This is a genomic window from Micromonospora sp. C28SCA-DRY-2 (assembly GCF_030519475.1).
GTDB lineage: Bacteria > Actinomycetota > Actinomycetes > Mycobacteriales > Micromonosporaceae > Micromonospora.
Genome location: NZ_JAUMKD010000003.1, coordinates 203,559 through 225,318 on the forward strand (window position 1 = coordinate 203,559; position 21,760 = coordinate 225,318).

Below are 21,760 nucleotides of genomic sequence, written 5' to 3' on the forward strand. Positions count from 1 at the left end.
CGGCCCGCCGCCCGCGACAAGCCGTCAGCCGTCAGCCGGCGATCATGTTGATGATCTCGTTGACCAGGGTGATCACGGGCAGCCCGACCCGCTGGAAGAGCGGGGTGGACGCGGGCAGCGTCTCGGCGGCGTCCACGATGTCCGCGCCGATGCGCTGGAGCCGGTCCGGGCGCGGCGTCTCCGCGGTCGCCTCGCCGGTGAACGCCGCCAGGTCCCGGGCCACGCCGTCGGCGACCCCCGGGGCCAGCTCGGCCCGCAGCGCCTCGACGGCGGATTCGAGCTGCGCGATCCGCGCCGCGAGCTCCGAGGTCTCGGCACCGGCGTTCACCGCGAAGGTGCCGACCCGGTTCCGGTTGCCCACCACCGAGTTCGCCACCGAGCTGTCCTTGATGCTGACGCTGTCCTTGCTCATCAGGTCCACCCTCTCTACATGCTGGATGATCACTCGCGGGTCCGTCGTGGGGGCCGGCGCGGGCGCGGGTGGGAACTCGGCCGGCCGTTCCGGCGCCGCCTCCGGCACGGCCAGCCGCAGGTCCCGGGCGAAGTCGCCGGCGGTCACGTAGCGGTCCTCGTCCCGCAGCGCGATGGCCCGGCTCAGGCAGGCCATCAGCGGCAGCTCGACCGGCAACGGCCGGGCGCCGACCGGCCGGCCGGAGCTGTCGAGATCGCCGAGATCGGTGCCGTAGGGCAGCTCGCCGTTCGGGTCGAGCATCTGGTAGAGCACCACGCCCAGGGCGAAGACGTCGTCGGTCGGCAGGGCGCCGCCCTCGTCCTGCTCCAGCCGGCGCAGATAGCCGGGGCTCAGGTAGCCGAGGGTGCCGCCGCTGATCGGATTGGCCGACCCGTCGTGGGTGCCGCGACCCCAGTCGACGACGCTGACCGTGGTGTCGTCGACGATCACGTTGCCCGGTTTGATGTTGCCGTGGGTGATCCCGCGCGCCCGGAACACCCGCTCCACCACGTCGCACGCCGCGGCGATCCACCGGACCAGCTTGTACGGCTCGGTCGGCACGTCGCGCTGCATCCGGGCGATCTCGGCCAGCGAGCGGCCCTCGGCGTGGTCGAAGAGGAACCAGTCGCCCTCCCGGCCGACGTAGCGGGGCACGCCGGTCAGCGGGGTGCGGGACAGGTGGGTGAGGAACTCGTCCACCAGCTTGGCGGTCTCGTCGCCGGTCAGCGCCGACGAGTCGGCCCGCGACCGCCCGCCGGTGTCGGTCGTGTGGGTCACCCGCTTCGCGGTGAACAACTGCCCCTCCCGCATCACCAGCCGGGTACGGCACGGTCCCAGCGAGTACGTCCGCTGGGTCTCGTACTGGCTGGCGTGCAGGTGGCTCTCCTCGATGGTGAACCGCAGTTGGGAGAACTGCCGCTCCGCGAAGTGCTGGACGTGCAGGTTGATGATCTCGTTCGCCCACCGGTACTGCTCGCGGTCCACCCGCAGCAGGCCGATCAGCAGGTAGCGGTCGATCTGGTCCATGTGCCGCGCGTCGAGTTCGCGCTTCAGCTCGGCCGTCTCGCCGAGGTCGATCGCCCCCTGCGCCCGGTTGGCGAGCTGGACCAGCAGGTCCCGACCGTCCGGCCCCTCGGTGTCCAGCTTGACGATGCCGATGGTGGCGGCCGAGGTCTTCGCCATGGCGAGCCCGACCTCGCCGACCAGGCCCCGGGTGACCAGCCGGCGCCGGTCGGTGGTCAGGCGCAGGGCGACGTCCTTGCCGATGTGGTGGATGTGGTTCGGGTGGCCCTCGGTCAGCCGCCACACCTCGGCCTTCGCCTCCGGCAGGATGCGGGCCGTCCCGGCGAAGCCCTCCTCGAATGCCTGCTCGGTGGCCCGGCGGTCGAGGTAGCCGAGCGTCTCGGTCTGCAACTCGTCCTGCAGGGCGGTGCCGGCGAGCAGCGCCTTGAGCGTGGCGCCGGTGCACGAGCCGCAGAGCAGCAGGGCGACCGCGCCACTGTTGGCGATCGTCCGCAGGCTGGCCGCCACCGGGCCGAGCTCCTGCCGGGCGTGCAGGTCCTTCAGCAGCTCCTGGACCTCGTCGAGGATGACGAGGAAACCGATCCGCTCGGCGCACGCCGCCCGCAGCCGCCGGCACCACCGGATGAACGCCTGCGCGTCGTCCGGCTCGGCCGGTGGCGGCGGCACCGGCTCGGTGAACCGGCCCTGCGCGGCGAGCGCCTCGGCGGCGGAGGCGATCGCCCGGCCGATCCGGCCCAGCGGGTGCACGCCCGACGGGAACGAGCTGACGTCCAGGTAGATCGGCAGCACGTAGGGGATCTTCCAGGTCTGCGGCGGGCCGTCGGTCTCCAGCCACTGCAACAGCGAGGTCTTGCCGACCTTCCGCGGCCCGGTGAGGCTGCGGATGGTGGCGTTGCGGCTGTGCGCCTCGCCGTACTCCAGGCGCAGCTTCTCCAGCTCGGCGTTGCGGCCGAAGAACATGTCCCCGGTCGCTGTGACGTTCGGGGTGAACAGCGACCGGACCGGATGCTCGTGCTGGTCGCCGACCTCGAGGGCGAGCTGCTGGACGATCTCGTCGCGGAGGCCGTCCGCGGTCTGGAAGGTCACCGTCAGGCTCACGTCGTCCGTGGTGACCTCCGCGCAGAACCCCTCGGTCCGCTGGTCCTCGGCGTCCAACGGCCCGAGGTTGGTGGTCTGGCCGCCGAGCCGGACGCGCAGCTCCCGCACGTCGACGTGCGCGGTGAACTCGACGACGGCCTCCACCGGTCCGCCGACGATCCGGGTGGCGGCGAGCACGTTCACCTCGATGGCGCCGGTGGAGCTGCGCTGGTCACGGGCGATCTGCTCCCACCGCCCGTACAGCCACTTGCCGACGGTGGCCGCCGCCTCCTCGACCACCGGGGAGCCGAGACCGCCCTGCAGTGCCCGGATCTGCCGCAGCACGGTCAGCAGTTCGCTGCGCAGCCCGACGTCGGTGACCGGGTCACCGACCAGGGGCAGCAGTTCGACGCAGCGCTGCCACAACGTGGCGAGCCGGCGGACCGCGTGGGCGACGCCGGTCCCCTCGGTGAACCCGACCAGCCGGTCGGTCAGCGCCGCCAGGGGCGACGCGACCCGGGCGATGTCGTCGTCCGCCTTGATCCGTTGGATCTCCCACAGCGTGGCGTTGATCTTCTCGCGGTAGACCGACCGGCGGTACTCGATGCTGCTGCGTTGCGCCTCCACGCGGTCGCGGTCCAGCGGTGTGAGCAGTTGCCACTCCCGCTTGACCTCGAGGACCCGTTCCAGCCCTTCGACGTAGAGGGTGCGTTCGCAGAAGGCGGTGAGGTCGTCGAGCATGGCCCGGCGGTCCCGGGCGTTCGGGTCGAGCAGGCTGAACCGGGCGGCGAACGCGTCCTCGATGAGACCGCACTCCTCGGCGACCCGCGCGCGGAGCAGCCGCACCTCGCGGTTGCGGTCGGCGGGCAGCCGGTCCGCCAGCCGGTCCAGGAAGTTGCGCATCCGGACCGGGTCCTCGGCGGCGAAGTGGTCCACCAACCGGGCGAGGTCGTCGGGGCGCAACTGTGGCGCGTGGGCCGCGCCGAGGGCCTCCAGCCGCTGCCGCTCGATCGCCCAGGTGACCGCCTGCTGGCTGGTCAGCCGCGGCGCGAACAGCAGGCCGACGGCCCGCTGGACGAGGTCGTCGTGGCCGTGGCTGTCGGCGATCACCGCGGCCATCGCGGTGGAGAACTCGGGGCGGCCCGGCAGCGCGTCCTCGGCGCGGCGCAGCAGCGCCTCGGCCGCCTCCCGGGGGCGGTTCTGCAGGTGCAGGCGCAGGCCGGCCAGGCCGAACGCGTATGCGTTCGCCTCCGGAACGCTGGCCACGGAGAGTTCGGCGAGGTACTCCGCGGCCCGGTCCAGGTCCTTCTCGGCGTACGCGAGCTGCGCGAGCAGCAGCTTGCCGTGGTGGCTGTAGGAGATCGACTCCGCGATGGCCCGGGCGTCCGGCAACCGGCCGAGGCGGATGAGCGCGCCGGCGGTGTTCCGGGCCACGCCGAGGTGGCGCGGCTGGATCTGCAGCGCCGCGCCGAACTCGGTCGCGGCGAGCGGCCAGTCCTCGTTGCGCGCGGCCCGGATCCCGGCGTCCACCGACGGCCGGGTCTCGTCCTCGATGTCCATGAACTCGTCGCGCGGCGGGTACGGGGTGAGCACGTCGACCGCCCGGCTCTCCAGCCGCATGATCTCGGCCGAGTAGTCCGGCAGTTGCTTGAGCACCTCGGCGGGTTCCCGGGTGGTCATCGACCGCACCAGGTCCTCCAGCGCCGACCGGCGTTCCCGCAGCGGCCGGCTCTCGGTCGGCCGGGCGCCCTTGCCCAGCAGTTGCCGCGCCTCGGCCGACGAGGGGTTGTGCAGCAGCGCGGCCTCGGCGTACCGCCGGCGTGCCGTGCCGTCGCCCCGCTTGCGGGCGAGCTTGGCCAGGGTCAGGTAGCGGGTGTAGTCCCCGCCGTCGGCCTGCCGGGTCAGGATCGCCTCGAGCTGCGCCGCCCGCGCCCGGCTGCTGGCCAGGGCCAGCGCCGGCGCCAGCAGGTCGGCGGCCAGGTCGAACCGGTCGAGGCAGTCCAGCACCATCGCCCAGGCCCGCTGGTCCTCCCCGGCCAGCGCGAGGGCACGGATGCGTTCGGCGTACGGATGGGCCGTCGGCGCCGGCAGCTCCGCGAACATCTCCTCGATCTGGGCCAGCAGCAGCCGTTGCCGGTCCGGTGCCGCGTCGGCCATCTCGGCGCGCAGGGCCGAGCTGGCCACGATGAACCTGTGCGCGTCCGGGGCACGCCGGAACGCCTCGACGGCGCGGGCCGCCGGCACGCCGCCCGCCGGCGCCGACCGGGGCGACGGGACGGGACGCCACCCGGGGTGGGCGATCGGCATCGGCAGCGGGCGACCGAGCTCGGCGAAGAGCCGCTCCAGCGCGGCCCGCTGCTCGGGCAGGTACGTCCGGGAGGTGACCCGGGTGTGGTACTCGAAGGCGGCGCCGGCCGATTCCAGGTCGCCGAGGTGCGCGAAGGCGCAGCCGAGGTTCCAGGCCGCGCTGGCCACCAGGTAGAGGCGGTCGGACGTCTGCCGGTAGAGCGCCACGGCCTCCCCCGCCCGGCCGGTCAGCACCAGCGTGCCGAGCGCGTTGGGCAGCGCCAGGCCGAAGCCGGCGGCGACCGCGTCCCGCCACAGCTGCGCCGCGGCCGCCGGGCCCTGCTCGAGCTGCACCTGGTGGGCCCGGTGGACGGCGGGCGGGGTGCCGGACGTGACGGCGATCTCGGTGATCCACGGCGGCGGGGCGAGCGCGGGACCGTCCGGTCGGGGCGGTCCCGGTGTGGCGGGCAACCGGAGCCAGCCGCCCGGCTCGGTGTCCGGGTCGATGCCCGCGTCCCGCATCAGCCGTTGCAGGGTCAGCCACACCCGGGGCAGCTCCGTCGGCCGGACGACGGTCTCCATGCCGCGCAGCAGGTCGATCGCGTCCCGGGTGCGGCCCGCGCGGCCCAGCTCGGGCGCCAGCACCAGCACCGCGGTGAGCTGACCCTCGGCCGGCAGGAACCGGACCAGCTCGCGGACGAGTTCGTCGGCGTGCGGCGCGGCCAGCACCTCGTCCACGATCACCGTGGCGGCCGAGGGCATCACCATGAGCGCCTGGCGGGCCAGCTCCACCAGGTGCGACGGGTCGTACGGGTCGGCGATGGCGGCCCGCACCTCGCGGACGAGGTCGCGCGGCTGCGGCAGCGGGGGCAGCGCCGGTGCGCCGGTCTCCGCCGCGCCGTCCAGGCGCGCCGCGGCCACCGGCCGGTCGGCGCCGATCCGCTGCCGCAACCGGTACAGCTCGTCCATCGAGGCGCCGAGGCCGGCCGCGGTGCGCAGGTGCTCCTCCGCGATGCCGACGGCGTCGACCTCCACCGCGATCCGCGCCAGCTCGTAGTGGTGGCGCCAGTTCGCCGCCCCGGCCGCCGCGATCTCCGCGACCGCCTCGCTGGCCTGGTCCAGCCAGCGCTGCTCGCGACAGATCCGCAGCAGCAGGAAGGCGCCGGGCGAGTGCGGGGCCAGCCGCAGCAGGCGCCGGATCCGGCGCAGCGCGGCCTCGGCCTGGCCCTGCTCGTAGAGGGCCTTCGCGGCCTTCTCCTGCGCCTGCATGACGTGGTGCGGCAGGGCCGCCGGCACCGGGGTCGGCGTCCAGTCCGGCGCCGGCTCGCCGTGGTGGCGGAGGAACTCGGTGAGCGCGGCGCGCTGCTCCGCCGGCACCCGGTCGGCCATGAAGTCGAGGAAGTACCGCAGCGCGCCGACCGCCTCGTCGCGGCAGCCGGCCGCGGCGTACGCGCAGCCCAGGTTCCAGGCCAGCGTGGCGTTGCCGTAGAACCGCTCGGCGCACTCGCGGTACAGCTCCAGGCCGCGCACCGGTTCGCCGGCGACCACGTACTGGCCCACCGCCCAGCCCAGCGAGATGGCGGAGCCGGCGCGGGCCTCGTCGGCCAGCGTGTCGGCCATCTCGGCAGCGGACGGGCGGGCGTCGTCGGCGCCGGACGACGTGTTCGTGCGCGGCACGAGCAGGTGGGCGGCCGGCAGCGGCGACGCCGCGGCCAGCTCCACCGGCGGGACCGGGGGCCGGCTGCGCCGCGCCGCCTCCTCGGCGCCGGCCTCGTCACCCCGGCTGCGCCGCACCTCGGCCAGCCGGTGCAGCACCGCGGGCCGCTGCCGGGGCGGTAGGCCGGAGAGCAGCGCCTCGACCAGCTCGCCGTCGGTGGCGTACCGGTCGATCATCGCGTCGACCAGCTCGGCCGCATCGGGCCGGCCGAGACGGCGGGCCAGCGCGAGCAGCTCGTCGCGGTCGCCGTCGGCGACGGCCTGCTCGATCGCCGCCGACAGGGCGGAGACGTCGGAGACGTCCCGGCGGCGCTTGAGGTCCTCCAGCGAGGGGGCCGGCGGCGCCTCCGGCGTACGCGGGGTCGGCGCGGTCCGCGGCCCTGGGTCGGTCAGCCCGTCGATCTCGGTGAGGTGGAACTCGGCGTCCTCGAACCGCTGCTCGTCGACGGCGATCCGGGCGGCCCGCAGGTGTGGGCCGGCGCTGCGGGCCCGGTCCGGCGGCATGGCGTCGATCCGGTTGCCGGCGCGGGCCAGCCGGCGCCGCAGCTCCGCGCCGCGCACCGTCGCGGTGAGCAGGTCCAGGCCGTCGCGCGCGTACCCGAGGTCGCAGTCGGCGATGCCCTCGCCGATCAGCGCGGCGACCTCCTCCACCTCGGCGTCGTCGGGACAGCGGGCGGCGAGTTCGAGGACCCGCTCGTGCAGGTCCTGCAACGGTGACAGGGCCTCCTCCACCTCGGCCGTCGCGATGTCCAGACCCTTCAGCACGCCCGCCACCCGGCAACCCAGCTCGGGGGTCCCGGTGTGCGCGAGGGCGGCCCTGGCCAGCGCCTCCGGGAGGCGCTCGCCGGCCGGCGGCTCGGCCGCGGTGAGGGCGACGGTCAGGAGTTCGTCCAGCGGGGCGGGCAGCGCCTCGCCCGGTACGGCGGGCGGCGCGACGGCGCCCTGCGCCAGCCGCCCCAGCTCGATCGACCGCCGCACGTGCTCCTGGATCTGTTCGGTCGCCCGTACCAGCAGCGGCCAGCGCCGGCCGTTGGTCGGGATCGGCTCGCGCAGCGTCCGGTTGACCACGGCCACCAGTTCCTCCGGCCGCTGTCCGAGCAGGCCGGCGTCGTGCGGCTGCCCGGCCCGGGCCGCCTCGATCACCTCCCGCACCGGCCGGACGAAGAGCGGCCCGGTCACCTCCCGGTCGATCGCGCTGAGCCGGAACGCGTCCCGCTCCAGGTCGCCCAGCACCCGCTCCAGTTCCTGGTGCGCCGCCGCGCAGATCATCACCGGCGCCTCGCCCACCTGCTCGGTCAGCGCGGCGAGCGGGGCGTACACCTCCTCGGGCAGGTGCCGGTCGCCGTAGATGGCGCCGTTGAACGGGCGGCCCAGCCAGGCCCGGGCGAACCAGTCGAGCAACTGGCTGAGCTGGTGGTCCTCGGCGGCGTACGCGGCGTCGCACAGCCGGCCGAGCAGCCGTACCGCCCGGGCGCCGGCCTCGTCGCGGCGCCGGTCGTCGGGGGTGACGATGGAGGCGACCAGCGCGGCCTCGCGGACCAGCACGGCGACCGCCACCGCGGCGTCGCGCAGGATCGACGCCGGGACGGCGCCCAGCGCGTCGTGCGCGTCGGCGTCGACGACGGCGACGAGCGCCTGTGCCGCGACATCAGTCCGGGGCGGCTCCTCCTCCGTGATGCTCACGACCACCCCCTGGCCCCCCGTAGGATGCGCGGCGACCGTCGGCGCCACGCCCGCCGACAAGCCGGCCCTCCACTGTGCTGCCGGCCGGCACTGCCGCACAGGCAGAATCCCGACAGTAGTCCGCCCCCGCACCGCGGTGCGGCGACGACGGTGGCGCCGGCCACCCCACCAACCCTACAGACTGGACGATCGGCCGCCGCAGGCTCGCCCGAGGCGGAACGCCACGGTCGACGGCGCCCCGGCTCCGGTGGATGGTGGACCGGCCCGGTAGTGGCTACGGTCGGGCCGGGCCCGGGTGGTCGGGCTCCGGTGCGCCGGTCCGGCGACCGCCCCGCTGTTCCGGGAGGCTGCCGGCGTGACCCTGTTGACGGCGTTGTCCACGGCTCGGGACGACCGCCCGGACGCGGTCCGGGTGGACGGGCGCTCGATCTCCCGGGCGAGGTTGCTGGCCAGCGCCACGGCGGTCGCCGACCGGATCCGGGGGCTGGAGCGGGTGGCCGTGCTGGCCACCCCGTCGCTGGAGACCGTGGTGGGGATCGTCGGCGCGCTGCTGGCGGACGTCACGGTGGTGCCCGTTCCGCCCGACGCCGGGTCGATGGAACGCGACCACATCCTGCGGGACTCCGCGGCGGCCGCGGTGCTGGCCGCGGCCGGGCACGACGTCGGCGGCGGCCTGCCGGTGGTGCCGGTGTCACCGGACCTGCGCTCCTCGGCCAGCCACCCGGAGCCCCGGCCGGAGCGGCCGGCGCTGATCCTCTACACCAGCGGCACCACCGGACTGCCCAAGGGGGTGCTGCTCTCCCGCCGGGCGATCGCCGCCTGCCTGGACGGGCTCGCCGACGCCTGGGCCTGGGGCCCGGACGACCTGCTGGTGCACGGGCTGCCCCTGTTCCACGTACACGGGCTGGTGCTGGGCCTGCTCGGGCCGCTGCGGCACGGCAGCCGGCTGGACCACGTCGGGCGCCCCCGCCCCGAGCGGTACGCCGCCGCCGGCGGGACCCTGCTGTTCGGCGTGCCGACGGTCTGGTCCCGGATCTGCGCCGACCCGCCGGCCGCCCGGGCGCTGCGCGGGGCCCGGTTGCTGGTCTCCGGCAGCGCGGCACTGCCGGCGACGGTCTTCGACGGCCTGCACGCGCTCACCGGACACCGGGTGGCGGAGCGGTACGGGATGACGGAAACCCTGATCACGGTGAGCGCCCGGGCGGACCGGCCCCGCGCGGCCGGATGCGTGGGCTGGCCGCTGCCCGGGGTGCGCACCCGGCTGGTCGACGAGCACGGCGGGGCGCTGCCCGCGGACGGCTCGGCGATGGGCGAGTTGCTGGTCCGGGGGCCGACCCTCTTCGACGGCTACCTGAACCGGCCGGACGCGGACGCCGCCACCCGCACCGACGACGGCTGGTACCGCACCGGGGACATCGCGACCATCGGTCCGGACGGGCGGCACCGGATCGTCGGGCGCGCCTCGACCGACCTGATCTCCAGCGGCGGCTACCGGATCGGCGCCGGGGAGGTCGAGGAGGCGCTGCTGGCGCATCCCGGGGTACGCGAGGCGGCGGTGGTGGGCACCCCGGACCCGGTGCTGGGCCAGCAGGTCACCGCGTACGTGGTCGGCGACGGGGTGGCCGAGGCGGAACTGATCGACTTCGTGGCCCGGCTCTTGTCGGTGCACAAGCGACCGCGCCGGGTGCATCTGGTGGACGCGTTGCCCCGCAACGCCCTCGGCAAGGTGCAGAAGACCCGGCTCGGCTGAGCGCGGCCCGTTCCCCGTCGGCCTGCCGGGGCCGAGAGGTGGAGGTACCTGCCGGCTTCGTCGTTCCCCGTCCCCCTGGTTGCGGCGTGTCGGTGATCGACAGGCGGCGCGGTCGCCACCATCGCCCGCCCGTCATCGACGGGCCCCCGCACGTCGGGACTCGGCCTAGGTGCGGGCGGTGGCCGCGGGGCGTGGCGCGAGCGAGGACAGCGCCTCGCGGCGAAGCTTGCCGGTCTCGTCGCGGGGCAGCCGGTCGACCACCCGCCACACCCGGGGCACCTTGAACCCGGCCAGCCGGGTGCGGCAGTGCCGGTCCAGGATGGCCGGCGCGTCGGCGGCGGCGAGCCCCTCCCCGGTGAGCTGCACCAGGGCGCAGACCCGCTCGCCGTACTCCTCGTCGGGCACCCCCAGCACGGCCGCGTCCTGCACCGCCTCGTGGGCCAGCAGGGCCGCCTCCACCTCGGCCGGGTAGACGTTCACCCCGCCGGAGACGATGGTCTGGCTGTGCCGGCCGGTGAGGAAGAGGTAGCCGTCGTCGTCGACGTAACCCAGCTCGCCGTAGGTGTAGACGCCCGGCGCCAGATGCGCCTCGCGGGTCTTGGCCGGGTCGCCGTGGTAGTGGAAATCCTGCGCCGCGCCCCGGCGGAAGAAGACCCGGCCGACCCGACCCGGGGGCAGTTCCGCGCCGTCCGGCCCGACCACCAGGATCCGGGTCGGCGGCACGGCCCGCCCGACGCTGCCCGGCCGGGCCAGCCACTCCTCGGCCTCGATGAGGGTCACCACGCCGCCCTCGGTGGCCGCGTAGTACTCCACCACCACCGGGCCCCACCACTCGATCATGCGGCGCTTCACCTCCGGCCCGCACGGCCCGCCGCCGTGCCAGACCCGGCGCAGGCTGCCGCCCTGGAAACGGCGGCGGACCGGCTCGGGCAGCCGGAGCAGGCGGACGAACTGGGTGGGCACCAGGTGGCACAGGTTGATCGACTCGGTGTCGATGAGGCGCAGCGTCCGCTCCGGATCGAACCGTTCCTCGATGCGCAGCGCACAGCCGCGCAGCAGGGGGAGCAGGGCGAAGTACAGCTGCGCCGAGTGGTACCAGGGACCGACCAGCAGGGCCCGGCCGGTGGCCGGCACCTTCAGCACCAGTCCGGCGTACGCCAGCAGCCGGCCGACCCCGGCGAGCGGCTCACCCTGCCGGAACACCCCGTTCACCACGCCCTTCGGCACGCCGGTGGTGCCCGAGGTGTAGAGCATCAGCGACCCGCAGACCTGCCCCGGCGGTTCCGCCCCGTCGGCGGCGGCGAGCAACGGCTCGACGGGGGTGAACCCGGTCGCCGCGCCGCCGTGGCCCGCCGGCTCCTCGACGGGCGCGGAGCCGGGCGCCGCCTCGACGGGCGCGGAGCCGGGCGGCTCGGCGCCGCCGACCAGCAGCCGGACCGGGCACTCGCCCGGGCGCAGCGCGGCGGCGACGGCGGCGGCCCGGGGCGCGTCCACCAGCACCGCGCGGCTGGCCGAGTCGGTCAGGATGTGGCGCAGCTCGGGCGCGGTGAGGTGCCAGTTCACCGGGACCACCCGCAGGCCGCCGTGCAGGCCGGCGAGCAGCGCCTCGAACACCTCGACCCGGTTGCCGACCACCACCGCCACGGTGTCCCCGACCGACAGGCCGTGGTCGCGCAGCACCCGCAGCCACCGGTCGACCCGGTCGTTGAGCGCCCACCAGTCGAGCCGGCGGTGCCGGTCGGCCAGCGCCGGCTCCCCGGCCCGGTCGCGGACCAACTCGTCGAGGAGTCGGGCCACGGTCAGTCCAGCAGGTCCGGCTCGGCGCGGACCACGTCGGCGTAGAGCGGCCGGAAGTTCAGCCGCCCGAGCGCGGGGGTGCCGATGGTGTCCCGGGTGGACCGGGCGTCGTCCGGGTCGACCGGCACCGGCCGGCCGGCCGCCTCGGCCAGAAGCTGCACCTGGCAGCAGCGGTCCATCGAGACGAACCACCAGGCGGCCTCGGCCACGGTGCCGCCGACGGTGAGCAGGCCGTGGTTGCGCAGGATCACCGCCTTGCGGTCGCCGAGCGTGCCGGCGATCCGCTTGCCCTCGGCCGGGTCGAGCACCACGCCGGAGTAGTGCTCGTGCACCTCGTGGTCCTCGAAGAACGCGCAGGCGTCCTGGGTGATCGGGTCCAGCGGCCGGCCGAGGGCCGACCAGGCCCGCCCGTACGTGGAGTGGGTGTGCGCCGCGGCGACCACGTCCGGCCGGGCCAGGTGGATCTGCGAGTGGATGGCGTACCCGGCCGGGTTGATGGTGCCGGTCCCCGCCACCACCGTCCCCGCGTGGTCGACCAGGAGCAGGTCGCTGACCCGCACGTGGCCGAAGTGCTGGCCGAACCGGTTGATCCAGAAGTGGTCCGGCCGGATCGGGTCGCGCGCGGTGACGTGCCCGCCGGCGCCCTCGTCGAAGCCGAGCCGGGCGAAGATCCGCAGGGTCGCGGCGAGCTGCCGCTTGCGGTGCTGTCGCTCCTCCTCGGGCGACCGCTCGGTGCGCGGAGCGTTCATGTCGCGCACGGTAGCCGGTGCCACGACGCGTGGCTACGGTGTCGCTCGTGGACCTGAACGACAGCACCGAGCAGGCCGCGTTCCGCGCCGGGCTGCGGGCCTGGCTGCGCGAACGGCTACCCGAGCCGGCGCCGGACGGCGCGCCGCCGGACCCGGCCGACCTGCGGGACTGGACCAAGCAGGTGCACGCCGCCGGCTACGCCGGCCTCACCTGGCCGGTGGCCTACGGCGGGCGCGGCCTCTCCCCCGTGCACCAGGGCATCTTCGCCGAGGAGTGCGCCCTGGCCGGCGCCCCCGACCAGCTCAACGTGATCGGCCTGAACATGGTCGGTCCCACCCTGATCCGGTACGGCACCCCGGCGCAGCAGGAGCGCCACCTGGCCGCGATCCTCGCCGGCGACCACGTGTTCTGCCAGGGCTTCTCGGAACCGGAGGCGGGCTCGGACCTGGCCGCCGTACGCACCGCGGCGCGCCGGGTGCCGGGCGGGTTCGTGGTCGACGGGGAGAAGCTCTGGTCCTCGTACGCCCCGCTGGCCGACCACTGCCTGCTGCTGGCCCGGACCGGGCCGGACGGGCCGCGGCACCGGGGCCTGACCTGCTTCCTGCTCGACATGCGGGCGCCCGGGGTGACGGTCCGGCCGCTGCGCCAGATCAACGGGGCCGCGGAGTTCGGCCAGATCCTGCTGGACGGGGTGCGTATCGGCGACGACTGCGTGGTGGGCGAGGTCGACGCGGGGTGGGCGGTGGCGATGACCACCCTGGCCCACGAACGCGGCACCTTCGGCGTCACCCTGAACGCGCGGCTCAGCGTCCAGTTCGACCGGTTGCTGGCCACCGTGCGGGCCACCGGTCACGCCGACGACCCGCTGGTCCGCGACGAGGTGGCCCAGCTGCACGTCGAGGTGCAGGCGCTGCGCTGGACCGGCTACCGGGCGCTGACCGGGTTGCAGCGCACCGGGGAGCCGGGCCCGGAGAGCGCGGTGCTGAAGCTGCACTGGTCGCACGTGCACCAGCGGGTCTGCGACCTGGCGGTCCGGCTGCTCGGCGACCGCGCGGCGCTGGACGGCCCGGACGCGTTCTGGGCCGGCTACTGGCAGGGGCAGCTGCTGCGCAGCCGGGGCAACACCATCGAGGGCGGCACCTCGGAGATCCTGCGCGGGCTCATCGCCGAGCGGGTCGCCGGGCTGCCGCGCTGGCGCTGACGAGGGGGCGGGATGGAGTTCGGCTTCACCGAGCAGCAGCGGCACCTGCGGGAGGTGACCCGCGCCTACCTCGCCGAGCGCTACCCGCCCGACCGGGTGGCCGCGCTCGCCGACGGCGCCGGGCACGCCCCCGACGGCTGGGCGTCGCTGGTCGAGCTGGGCTGGCGGGACGGCGACCTCGGCCTGGTGGAGCAGGCGGTGCTGGCCGACGAGTCCGGCTACGCGCTGCACCCGGTGCCCTGGTGGAGCACGCTGTGCGCGGCCCTGCCCGGCACCGCGCCGGCCACCGTGGCCTGCCACGACGACGACTGCGCGACGCTGGACGCCGCGCACCGGGCCAGCGCGGTGCGGGCCGTCGCCGGTCCGGGCGGCTGGCGGGTGTCGGGCGTGAAGCGGCTCGTCCCCGACCTGGCGGCGGTCACCGAGGTGCTGCTCACCGCCGGCACCGCCGAGGGCGTGGCGCTGTTCCGGGTCCGCCGCGACGCGGCCGGGGTCACCGTGGTCGACCGCGCCGGGCTGGACGGGCTGCGCCGCCCGGCGGACCTGCGCCTCGCCGACACCCCGGCCGAACCGGTCGCCGGCGTCGCCGGCACCCCGGCGGCGCTGCGTCGGCTGCGCTGGCGGGCGTACACCCTGCTGGCGGCCGAGGCGCTGGGGGTGGCCCGCCGGGCGTACGACCTGGCGGTCGCGCACGCCCGGACCCGCACCCAGTTCGGCCGGCCGATCGGGGCGTTCCAGGGGGTCAGCTTCCGCGTCGCGGACAGCTACGTGGCCGTCGAACTGGCGCACTCGCTGGTCTACCGGGCCGCCTGGCTGGCCGGACCGGACGGCGACCGACCGGACGGGACCGTCGACGAGGCGGTGGCCGCCGCGGTGGTCGCCGCCCGCGACGCGGCGGTACGCGGCTGCGAGCACGCCATCCAGGTGCTCGGCGGGATCGGGATGACCTGGGAGCACCCGGTGCACCGGTGGTACCGGCGGGCGCTCTGGATCCGCGGCTTCGACGCGCCGTCGGCCCGGCACCGGGCCGGCCTGGCCCGGGCCCTGCTCGGGAGCTGAGGTGCTGGGCGAGCTGCTGCCGGCGGCCGTGCGGGTCGCCGAGCGGCCCGACGACGACCCGGCCGCCGTACCCCTGGCGGAGGAGGTCGAGGTGGTGGCCCGGGCCGGCGCGGGCCGGCGCGGCGAGTTCCTCACCGGCCGGGCCTGCGCGCGGCGGGCGCTGGCCCGGTTCGGGGTGCCGCCGGTGGCCATCCCGCGCGGTCCGGACCGCGCCCCGCGCTGGCCGGCCGGCTTCGTCGGCAGCATCACCCACTGCCGCGGCTACCGGGGCGCGGCCGTGGCCCGCCGCGCCGACCTGCTCGCCGTCGGCGTCGACGCCGAGCCGCACCGGCCGCTGCCGCCCCGGGTCGCCGAGCGGATCCTGCTGCCGGCCGAGCGGCGCTGGTTGCGCGGGCAGCCACCGGGCAGCGCCCTCGACACCGTCTTCTTCTCGGCCAAGGAGAGCGTCTACAAGGTCTGGCACCCGGTCACCGGGCGCTGGCTCGGCTTCCGCGACGCCCTGGTCCGCCTCGACGCGGCGGACGACAGCGCGCTGGCCGGCGTAGCCGGCACCTTCAGCGTGGAGCTGCTGGTGCCGGCTCCCGACTGCCTGCGCGGGATCGCCGGCCGGTTCCGGGTCGCCGACGGGCTGGTGCTCACCGCGGCCACGGTGCCCGCGTGATCCCCGCCCCGGAGCAGGTGACCCCGGCCTGGCTGACCGGCGCGCTGCGGGCGACGGCGGCCGCCGGCGCCCGGGTGACCGCTGTGGAGTCGGCGCCGGTGGGCGGCGGGAAGCTGGCCCGCTGCGTCCGGCTGCGGCTGCGCTGGTCGCCGGCCGGGGCCGGGCCGGACACGGTGATCGGCAAGTTCGCCGCCGCCGACGAGCGCACCCGGCGCACCGGCACCGACAGCGACGCCTACCGCCGGGAACTGCTCTTCTACCGCCGGCTCGCGCCGGCGGTGCCGATCCGGGTACCGCGTTGCCACCTCGCCGAGGCGGCGCCGGGGACCGGCGAGTTCGTGCTGCTGCTCGCCGACGCCGCCCCGGCCCGCCCCCGCGACCAGGTACGCGGCGCGACCGCCGACGACGTGGCCCTGGCGCTGGGCGAGCTGGCCCGGTTGCAGGCCCGGTTCTGGGGTGGTGCCGGGCTGGCCGGGCAGGAGTGGCTGCCGCTGCCCGGTCCGGCGGCCGGCCGGCGGCGGGCCGCGGCGTACCGGGTGACCGTCGAGGGGTTCCTGGCCCGGTTCGGGGCGCGGCTGTCGCCCCGGGCGCGGGCGGTGGTGACCGGATTCGGCAGCCGGGTACGCCGCTGGGCCGCCGCCCAGCAGCCGCCGTACACCCTGCTGCACGGCGACTTCCGGCTGGACAACCTGCTCTTCGGCGACGGCCGGGGCAGCCCGCCGCTGACCGTCGTCGACTGGCAGACAGTGGCGGTCGGGTCCGGCCCGAGCGACGCGGCGTACCTGGTGGGCGGGGCGCTGCCGGTGCCGGTGCGGCGGGACCGCGAGGAGGAGCTGCTGCGGCACTACCGGCGCGCGCTGGCCGCCGCCGGGGTCCGCTGGGCCGAGTCGGAGTGCCGCCGCGCGTGGCGGCTGGGCGCGCTGGCCGGGGTCCACATGACGGTGGTCGGCGCGATGCTCGTCGCGGCGGACCCGGCCAGCGACGCCATGTTCGTGTCGCTGGCCGAGCGGCACGCGGCCCACGTGACGGATCTGGAGGCGTTCGATGTCCTCGACCGCTGAGACAGCCCTGCCCGACGAGGCGTTCGGGCCGCCGCCCGCCGACCCGCCCGCGTACTGGCAGGAGAGCTGCTACTTCGTGGCGCACCGGCCGGACCACCCCGGTGACGTGCTGATCCTCAACCTGACCAGCCATCCGACCCGGGACGGGTTCGACTGCCTGCAGATGAGCCGGATCGACAGGCGGTTGCGGTTCGCCCGGTTCACCCGCCGGTACGGCGACGACCCGCGCACCACCGCCGTCGGTCCGGCCCGGGTGGACGTGCTCGCGCCGTACCGGCGGATCCGGCTGGCGGTGGCCGACGGTGCCGCGCCGGTCGGCCTCGACCTGACCTGGACCGCGCGCACCCGGCCGTACCTGCTGCCGCCCGGGTCGATGTCGGTCGGCGACCGGTTGGTGTGGGACCAGCGGCACCTGTTCCAGTCCGGCTGGTTCGACGGCTGGTACTCCGTCGACGGCGAGCACCGGCCGGTCCGGCGGTGGTGGGGGCAGCGCGACCACTCCTGGGGGGTACGCGACCACGCCCGGGTACCGCTGTGGATGTGGCTGGCCGTGCAGCTCGGCGACGGGATGCTCGGCGTCTGGTGCTGGGAGCGGCCGGACGGTGGCCGGGCCTACTGCGCCGGCTGCTGGGCCCCGGCCGGCGACCGGGAGCCGGTGCCGGTCACCGGCTTCCGGCACCGGCTGCACTGGACCGGGGCCGACGGCCGGCCGGTCGGGTACGGGCGGGCCGGCGCGGCGGTGCGCGGCCTGGCCGGCCGGGTGGAGTTCGACCTGGCCGACGGCCGGCGGATCGGGGTGACCGGCAGCGGGGAGTGGAACGCCCGGTACGGCCGGCGCGGCGGCGGGCAGCACCACCTCGCGGTGGTCACCGACGACGGCCGCCGGGGCACCGCGATCTACGAGATCACCGGCTCGGACCACCACCACTTCTTCCCGGGCGGCCAGCGGTGACCGGCCCGCTGCACGGGCTGCGGGTGCTGGAGCTGGCCACCGGGGTGGCCGGCCCGTACGCCGGCCGGCTGCTGGCGATGCTCGGCGCCACGGTGGTGAAGGCGGAGCCGCCCGGCGGCGACCCGGCGCGCGAGCTGCCGGTCGACGGCGGCCCGCAGCACGCCCCGAGCCCGGTCTTCGTGCACCTGAACGCCGGCAAGCGGCTGGTCGGCCGGGAGGTGCTGCCGGCGGCGCTGGGCTGGGCGGACGTGGTGCTCGACGACGGCACCCTGCCGCCGGTGGACGGGAAGGCAGTGGACGGGAAGGCAGTGGACGGGCCGCTGGTGGTCACCGTGGCCTCCGGGCTGGCCACCGACGAGGAACTGCTGGTGCAGGCGGCGTCCGGGCTGCTGGCGGTGAGCGTGGACGACGACGGGGTGCCGCACCGGTTCCCCGGCTGGCAGTCGCAGTACCTGGCCGGGGCGTACGCGGCGGTGGCCGCGCTGGCCGGGCTGGCCCGCCGGGCGACCGGGGCCCGGGTCAGCTGGCTCGGGGCGCTGCTGACCGCGTTCGAGGCGCAGGGCGCCGGCCTGCTCTACACCGCCAGCTCGGGCCGGCCCGACGACCCGGACGAGGCCCGCCGCAACGCGGGGCACCTGGCCCGCACCTTTCCGTCCGGGGTGTTCGCCTGCGCCGACGGGCAGGTGGTGCCGGGCACCGTACGGGCGGAGGACTGGCTGCGGCAGTGCGCCGTCTACGGTCGCCCCGACCTGCCGTACGACGAGCGGTTCGTCTGGGCGCACCGGTGGCGCAACCGGCACCTGCTCGCCGCCGAGCTGCGCCCCTGGTACGCCGCGCGCACCCGGGCGGAGATCTTCCGGGCCGCGCTGGACGCCGGTTGGGCGGCGGCGATGGTGCTCACCGCCCGGGACGCGCTGACCGACCCGCACCTGGCCGAGCGGGGCTTCCTCGCCCCGCTGACCGGGGCGGCCCGCGGCCGGGTGGCGGCCCGCCCGTGGCGCAGCCCGCTGCTGCCCGAGGGGGTGCCGGTCCGGCTCGCCGAACCGGGCGGGGACGCCGGCTGGTTCCGCCCCGAGCACCCCCGCCCGGCGGCGCCGCCCCGGCCGCCGGAGCTGTCCGGGCTGCGCGTGCTGGAGCTGACGCTGGCCTGGGCCGGACCGCTCACCGGTCGGTTCCTCGGCACGCTCGGCGCCGACGTGGTTCGGGTCGAGGTCGGCAACCGCCCGGACGGCTGGCGGACCCGGCACCGCTGGCACGAACTCGGCGTGCCGGTGCCCGACGGGGTGGACCCGCAGGAGTGCACCTGGGACGCCTCGGCCCAGTTCAACAGCCTGAACCGGGGCAAGCGCGGGATCTCGGTGGACCTGGCCACCCCGGCCGGCGCGGACGTCTTCCGGGACCTGGTCGCGGTCGCGGACGTGCTGGTGGTGAACATGACCCACGACGTGCTGGTCAAGCGCGGCGTGGTCGACGACGTACGCCGGCAGGTGGAGCGGGGCCTGGTGGTGGTCACCATGCCGGCGCTGGGGGCGACCGGGCCGTACCGGTCGATGGCCGGCTACGGGATGCTCACCGAGGGGATGGGCGGGTTCGCCGCCCGGTACGGATCGCCGGCCGAGCCGGCGGCGGTCAGCCCGGTCTACTACCCGGACGCGGTGGCCGGGGCGCACGGGGTGGTCGCGGTGCTGGCCGCGCTGGCCGGTCGCGCCCGGCACGGGCGGGGTGACTGGCTCGACCTGTCCCAGCAGGAGACGCTCTGGTTGCAGCTCGGCGAGGGGCTGGTGCTCGCCTCCCGGGAGGGCCGGGACCCGGCCCGGCTCGGCGACGCCGAGCCGGGCGTCGCCAGCTCCGGCATCGTCGCGGCCCGGGACGGGCACGTGGCGTACGTCGACCGGCGGCCCGGCTCGACCGCGACGCCGGAGACGGTGGCCGGCTGGGCGGCCGGGTCGAGCACCGCCGAGGTGCTGGCCCGGTTGCGCGCCGCGGGGGTGGCCGCCGAGGCGGTGGCCGACCTGGGCCGGCGGTACGCCGACGGCACGCTGCGCGCCGCCGGGCTGGTGGAGGAGGTCGACCACCCGGTGGCCGGCCGGCGGGCGTACCTCACCCCGCCGGTGCGGCTGGCCGGCGATCCGCTGCCGCCGGCCCGGCCCGCTCCCCTGTTCGACCAGCACACCGACGAGGTGCTCGCCGAGTGGCTCGGCTACGCCGCCGGGCGGATCCGGGCGCTGCGCGAGGCCGGGGCGGTCGGCACCCGCCCGCGTCAGCCGCGCCGCCGCTCGACCAGCGCCGCCGGCCGCCGCTGACCGCACCACACGGGGCGGCGATCCGGCCGGAGCGACAACCCGCACGGCGCGGAGCCGCCCGGCGGCGTGCGGGTGGGAACTGTCGCGCGCACCGCCGCCCTCCGGGGGTGGGAGGGCGGCGGGGACCGGGCGCGGATCAGCCGGCGGTGGGAACGGCGTCGGCGGGTGCCGCGTCGGTCCAGTGCAGCACGCCCTCGGACCAGACGTAGCGGGCCTGGCCCCAGCGCATCGCCGAGGCCGCGTCGGGGAAGAAGCCCGAGCCCTTGAAGTTGGCGCTGGTGTTGCAGAGCACCGGGATCCCGGTGAGCCGCTCGTACGCGGTCAGCAGCCGGTGCATCGTCGGGTTGTCCGCGTCCACGGTCTGCAACCGGGCACTGCCGTCGAGGTGCACCACCGCCGGGATCCGGTCCTTCCACTCCGGACGCACGGAGTGGTCGAAGAGCATGTACGGATCGCGGGTGCCGGGGCTGAACACCTCCGGCGCCCGGTCCTGCAGGCAGATCGGGGCCACCGGCCGGTACCACTCCCGCCCCTTCATGGCGTTGAGCCGGTCCTTCATGGCGCCGCTGGTGGCCGGGGCGATGATGCTGCGGTGCCCGAGCGCGCGCGGGCCCAGCTCGGCCGGCCCGTGCACCACGACCACCGGCTCGTCCCCCGCCTCCAGGAGCTTGGCCAGCTCCTCGATCTCGCAGGGGCGGCTGGACCAGCCGGCCGGCGCCCGCCGGGTCGGCGTCACCGGCGGGCCGGCGAAGACCGACCAGCGCAGCGCGGAGCGGCCGGTGCTGCGGATCATCTCCACGCAGGCCGCGCCGATCGCCGAGCCGGCGTCGTTGGGGAACGGCGGCACCCAGACGTCGGCGAAGAGGCCGCTGGCCCGCAGGCCGGCGTTCCACTTGATGTTCAGGGCGCAGCCGCCGGAGAGGCAGATCGGCAGGCCGTCCAGCTCGGGCAGCTCGGCGAGCCTGCGCTTGAGCCCGTCGACGAGCACCCGGAACAGGTGCTCCTGGAAGGAGGCGAGCAGCGCGGCGTCGGAGAGCCCCAGGGCGGCGACCTCCTGCTGCACCCGCCGGCTCCAGCCGTACGACTTGATGGCCCGGTCGATCGGCAGCATCGCCGCCGTGACGCCCTCCATCAGCTTGATGGCCTCCTCCGACGGCGGGTCGAGCGAGGCGTACGCCATCGCCTTGCCGGAGACCGGGAGCAGCGCCTCCATGCCGGGGCCGGGGTTGGACGCGAGCCGCCGGGAGTGGTCGACCCGGAACGGGCCGAAGTGCGAGGCGAAGATCGGGTAGATGCCGCCGGAGACCTCCGCCACCGGGCCGTACGCCCGCACCGCCCGCCGCCGGGGGTCGTAGTGGTAGAGGTTCGGCGCCATCCCGCCGTCCCAGACCAGCATCAGCGCCGGCTCCTCGCGAGCGGCGAACTCGCTGGTGCAGTAGCTGGCGAAGGCGTGGTCGGTGGCGTGGCTGAAGCTGCGGAACTCGGTCGGCGCCGGGCCGAAGAGCGGGCTGGTGCCGACCCGTCCGTCGAGCAGCCGGGGCGAGTCCGCCGGCGCGTCGTCGTAGCCGGCCACCTCGACCGGCCGGGCGGTCCCGGCGTCGTCGACCACCTCGACCCAGCTCTCGTTCTCCCGGCCCCGGGCCCAGCCGTCGATGACCACGCTGGTCAGGTCGGCCGGGGAGATCCCGGCGTCGCGCAGCCGCGCGGCGATGTCGGCGGAGCGGTTGAAGGTGGCGTGCCGTTCCCGGTTCTCCAGCTTCTCCGCCTCGACCGAGAGCCGCAGGCGGTCGCCCTCCACGATCGCGAAGCCGCCGTCGTGGGTCATCTTGAGCCCGCAGATCAGGGGTGCAGACATCGCTTCTCCTCCCGGCGCGACCGGTCGGCGGCGACCTGGGTCGTGGTGGAACATAGGCGCGGCGTCGCCGGGGCGACAAGGCGCGCAGAACCGCCCGGAGGGCGGGCGAGTGACGCGACTCCCCAGTTGAACGGC

11 protein-coding genes are annotated in these 21,760 nt (G+C 76.2%); 7 read left to right on the forward strand and 4 right to left on the reverse strand.

Annotation, left to right across the window (positions count from 1 at the left end; translation table 11 throughout):
• Nucleotides 1-31: 31 nt before the first annotated feature.
• Nucleotides 32-8,236: a hypothetical protein gene (locus tag Q3W71_RS14615; RefSeq protein ID WP_302919858.1), complete on the reverse strand. Its 8,205-nt coding sequence runs from the start codon at nt 8,234-8,236 to the stop codon at nt 32-34.
• 355 nt (nt 8,237-8,591) lie between these two features.
• Between Q3W71_RS14615 and Q3W71_RS14620 the strand changes: the two genes are divergently transcribed.
• Nucleotides 8,592-9,986, forward strand: a complete 1,395-nt coding sequence (locus tag Q3W71_RS14620) for an acyl-CoA synthetase (RefSeq protein WP_302919859.1) — start codon at nt 8,592-8,594, stop codon at nt 9,984-9,986.
• A 165-nt stretch (nt 9,987-10,151) separates the two neighbouring features.
• Here Q3W71_RS14620 and Q3W71_RS14625 read toward each other — a convergent pair whose 3' ends face one another.
• Both Q3W71_RS14625 and Q3W71_RS14630 read right to left on the reverse strand, forming a co-directional pair.
• On the reverse strand, nt 10,152-11,783 hold the full coding sequence (locus tag Q3W71_RS14625) for an AMP-binding protein (protein WP_302919860.1): 1,632 nt from the start codon (nt 11,781-11,783) through the stop codon (nt 10,152-10,154).
• Nucleotides 11,784-11,785: 2 nt separating this feature from the next.
• Nucleotides 11,786-12,541, reverse strand: a complete 756-nt coding sequence (locus Q3W71_RS14630; RefSeq protein WP_302920417.1) for a class II aldolase/adducin family protein — start codon at nt 12,539-12,541, stop codon at nt 11,786-11,788.
• A 38-nt stretch (nt 12,542-12,579) separates the two neighbouring features.
• Between Q3W71_RS14630 and Q3W71_RS14635 the strand changes: the two genes are divergently transcribed.
• The 6 genes from Q3W71_RS14635 to Q3W71_RS14660 are packed head-to-tail and all read left to right on the forward strand — an operon-like array spanning nt 12,580 to nt 19,770.
• Complete coding sequence (locus Q3W71_RS14635) at nt 12,580-13,734, forward strand: acyl-CoA dehydrogenase family protein (protein WP_302919861.1); 1,155 nt, start codon at nt 12,580-12,582, stop codon at nt 13,732-13,734.
• 12 nt (nt 13,735-13,746) lie between these two features.
• Nucleotides 13,747-14,793, forward strand: coding sequence for an acyl-CoA dehydrogenase family protein (locus Q3W71_RS14640; RefSeq protein WP_302919862.1), 1,047 nt, complete (start codon nt 13,747-13,749; stop codon nt 14,791-14,793).
• Nucleotide 14,794: 1 nt separating this feature from the next.
• Nucleotides 14,795-15,454 carry a 4'-phosphopantetheinyl transferase gene (locus Q3W71_RS14645; RefSeq protein WP_302919863.1) on the forward strand — a complete coding sequence of 220 codons (660 nt, stop codon included), beginning with the start codon at nt 14,795-14,797 and terminating at the stop codon, nt 15,452-15,454.
• Nucleotides 15,451-16,515, forward strand: coding sequence for a phosphotransferase (locus tag Q3W71_RS14650; protein WP_302919864.1), 1,065 nt, complete (start codon nt 15,451-15,453; stop codon nt 16,513-16,515). The genes Q3W71_RS14645 and Q3W71_RS14650 overlap by 4 nt, the downstream gene beginning before the upstream one ends.
• Nucleotides 16,499-17,467 carry a hypothetical protein gene (locus tag Q3W71_RS14655; RefSeq protein WP_302919865.1) on the forward strand — a complete coding sequence of 323 codons (969 nt, stop codon included), beginning with the start codon at nt 16,499-16,501 and terminating at the stop codon, nt 17,465-17,467. The genes Q3W71_RS14650 and Q3W71_RS14655 overlap by 17 nt, the downstream gene beginning before the upstream one ends.
• Nucleotides 17,464-19,770 carry a CoA transferase gene (locus tag Q3W71_RS14660; RefSeq protein ID WP_302919866.1) on the forward strand — a complete coding sequence of 769 codons (2,307 nt, stop codon included), beginning with the start codon at nt 17,464-17,466 and terminating at the stop codon, nt 19,768-19,770. The genes Q3W71_RS14655 and Q3W71_RS14660 overlap by 4 nt, the downstream gene beginning before the upstream one ends.
• Nucleotides 19,771-19,906: 136 nt before the next feature.
• On the opposite strand, the gene Q3W71_RS14665 is transcribed toward Q3W71_RS14660, so the two are convergent.
• On the reverse strand, nt 19,907-21,625 hold the full coding sequence (locus Q3W71_RS14665; RefSeq protein ID WP_302919867.1) for a carbamoyltransferase N-terminal domain-containing protein: 1,719 nt from the start codon (nt 21,623-21,625) through the stop codon (nt 19,907-19,909).
• Between the last annotated feature and the right edge of the window lie 135 nt (nt 21,626-21,760).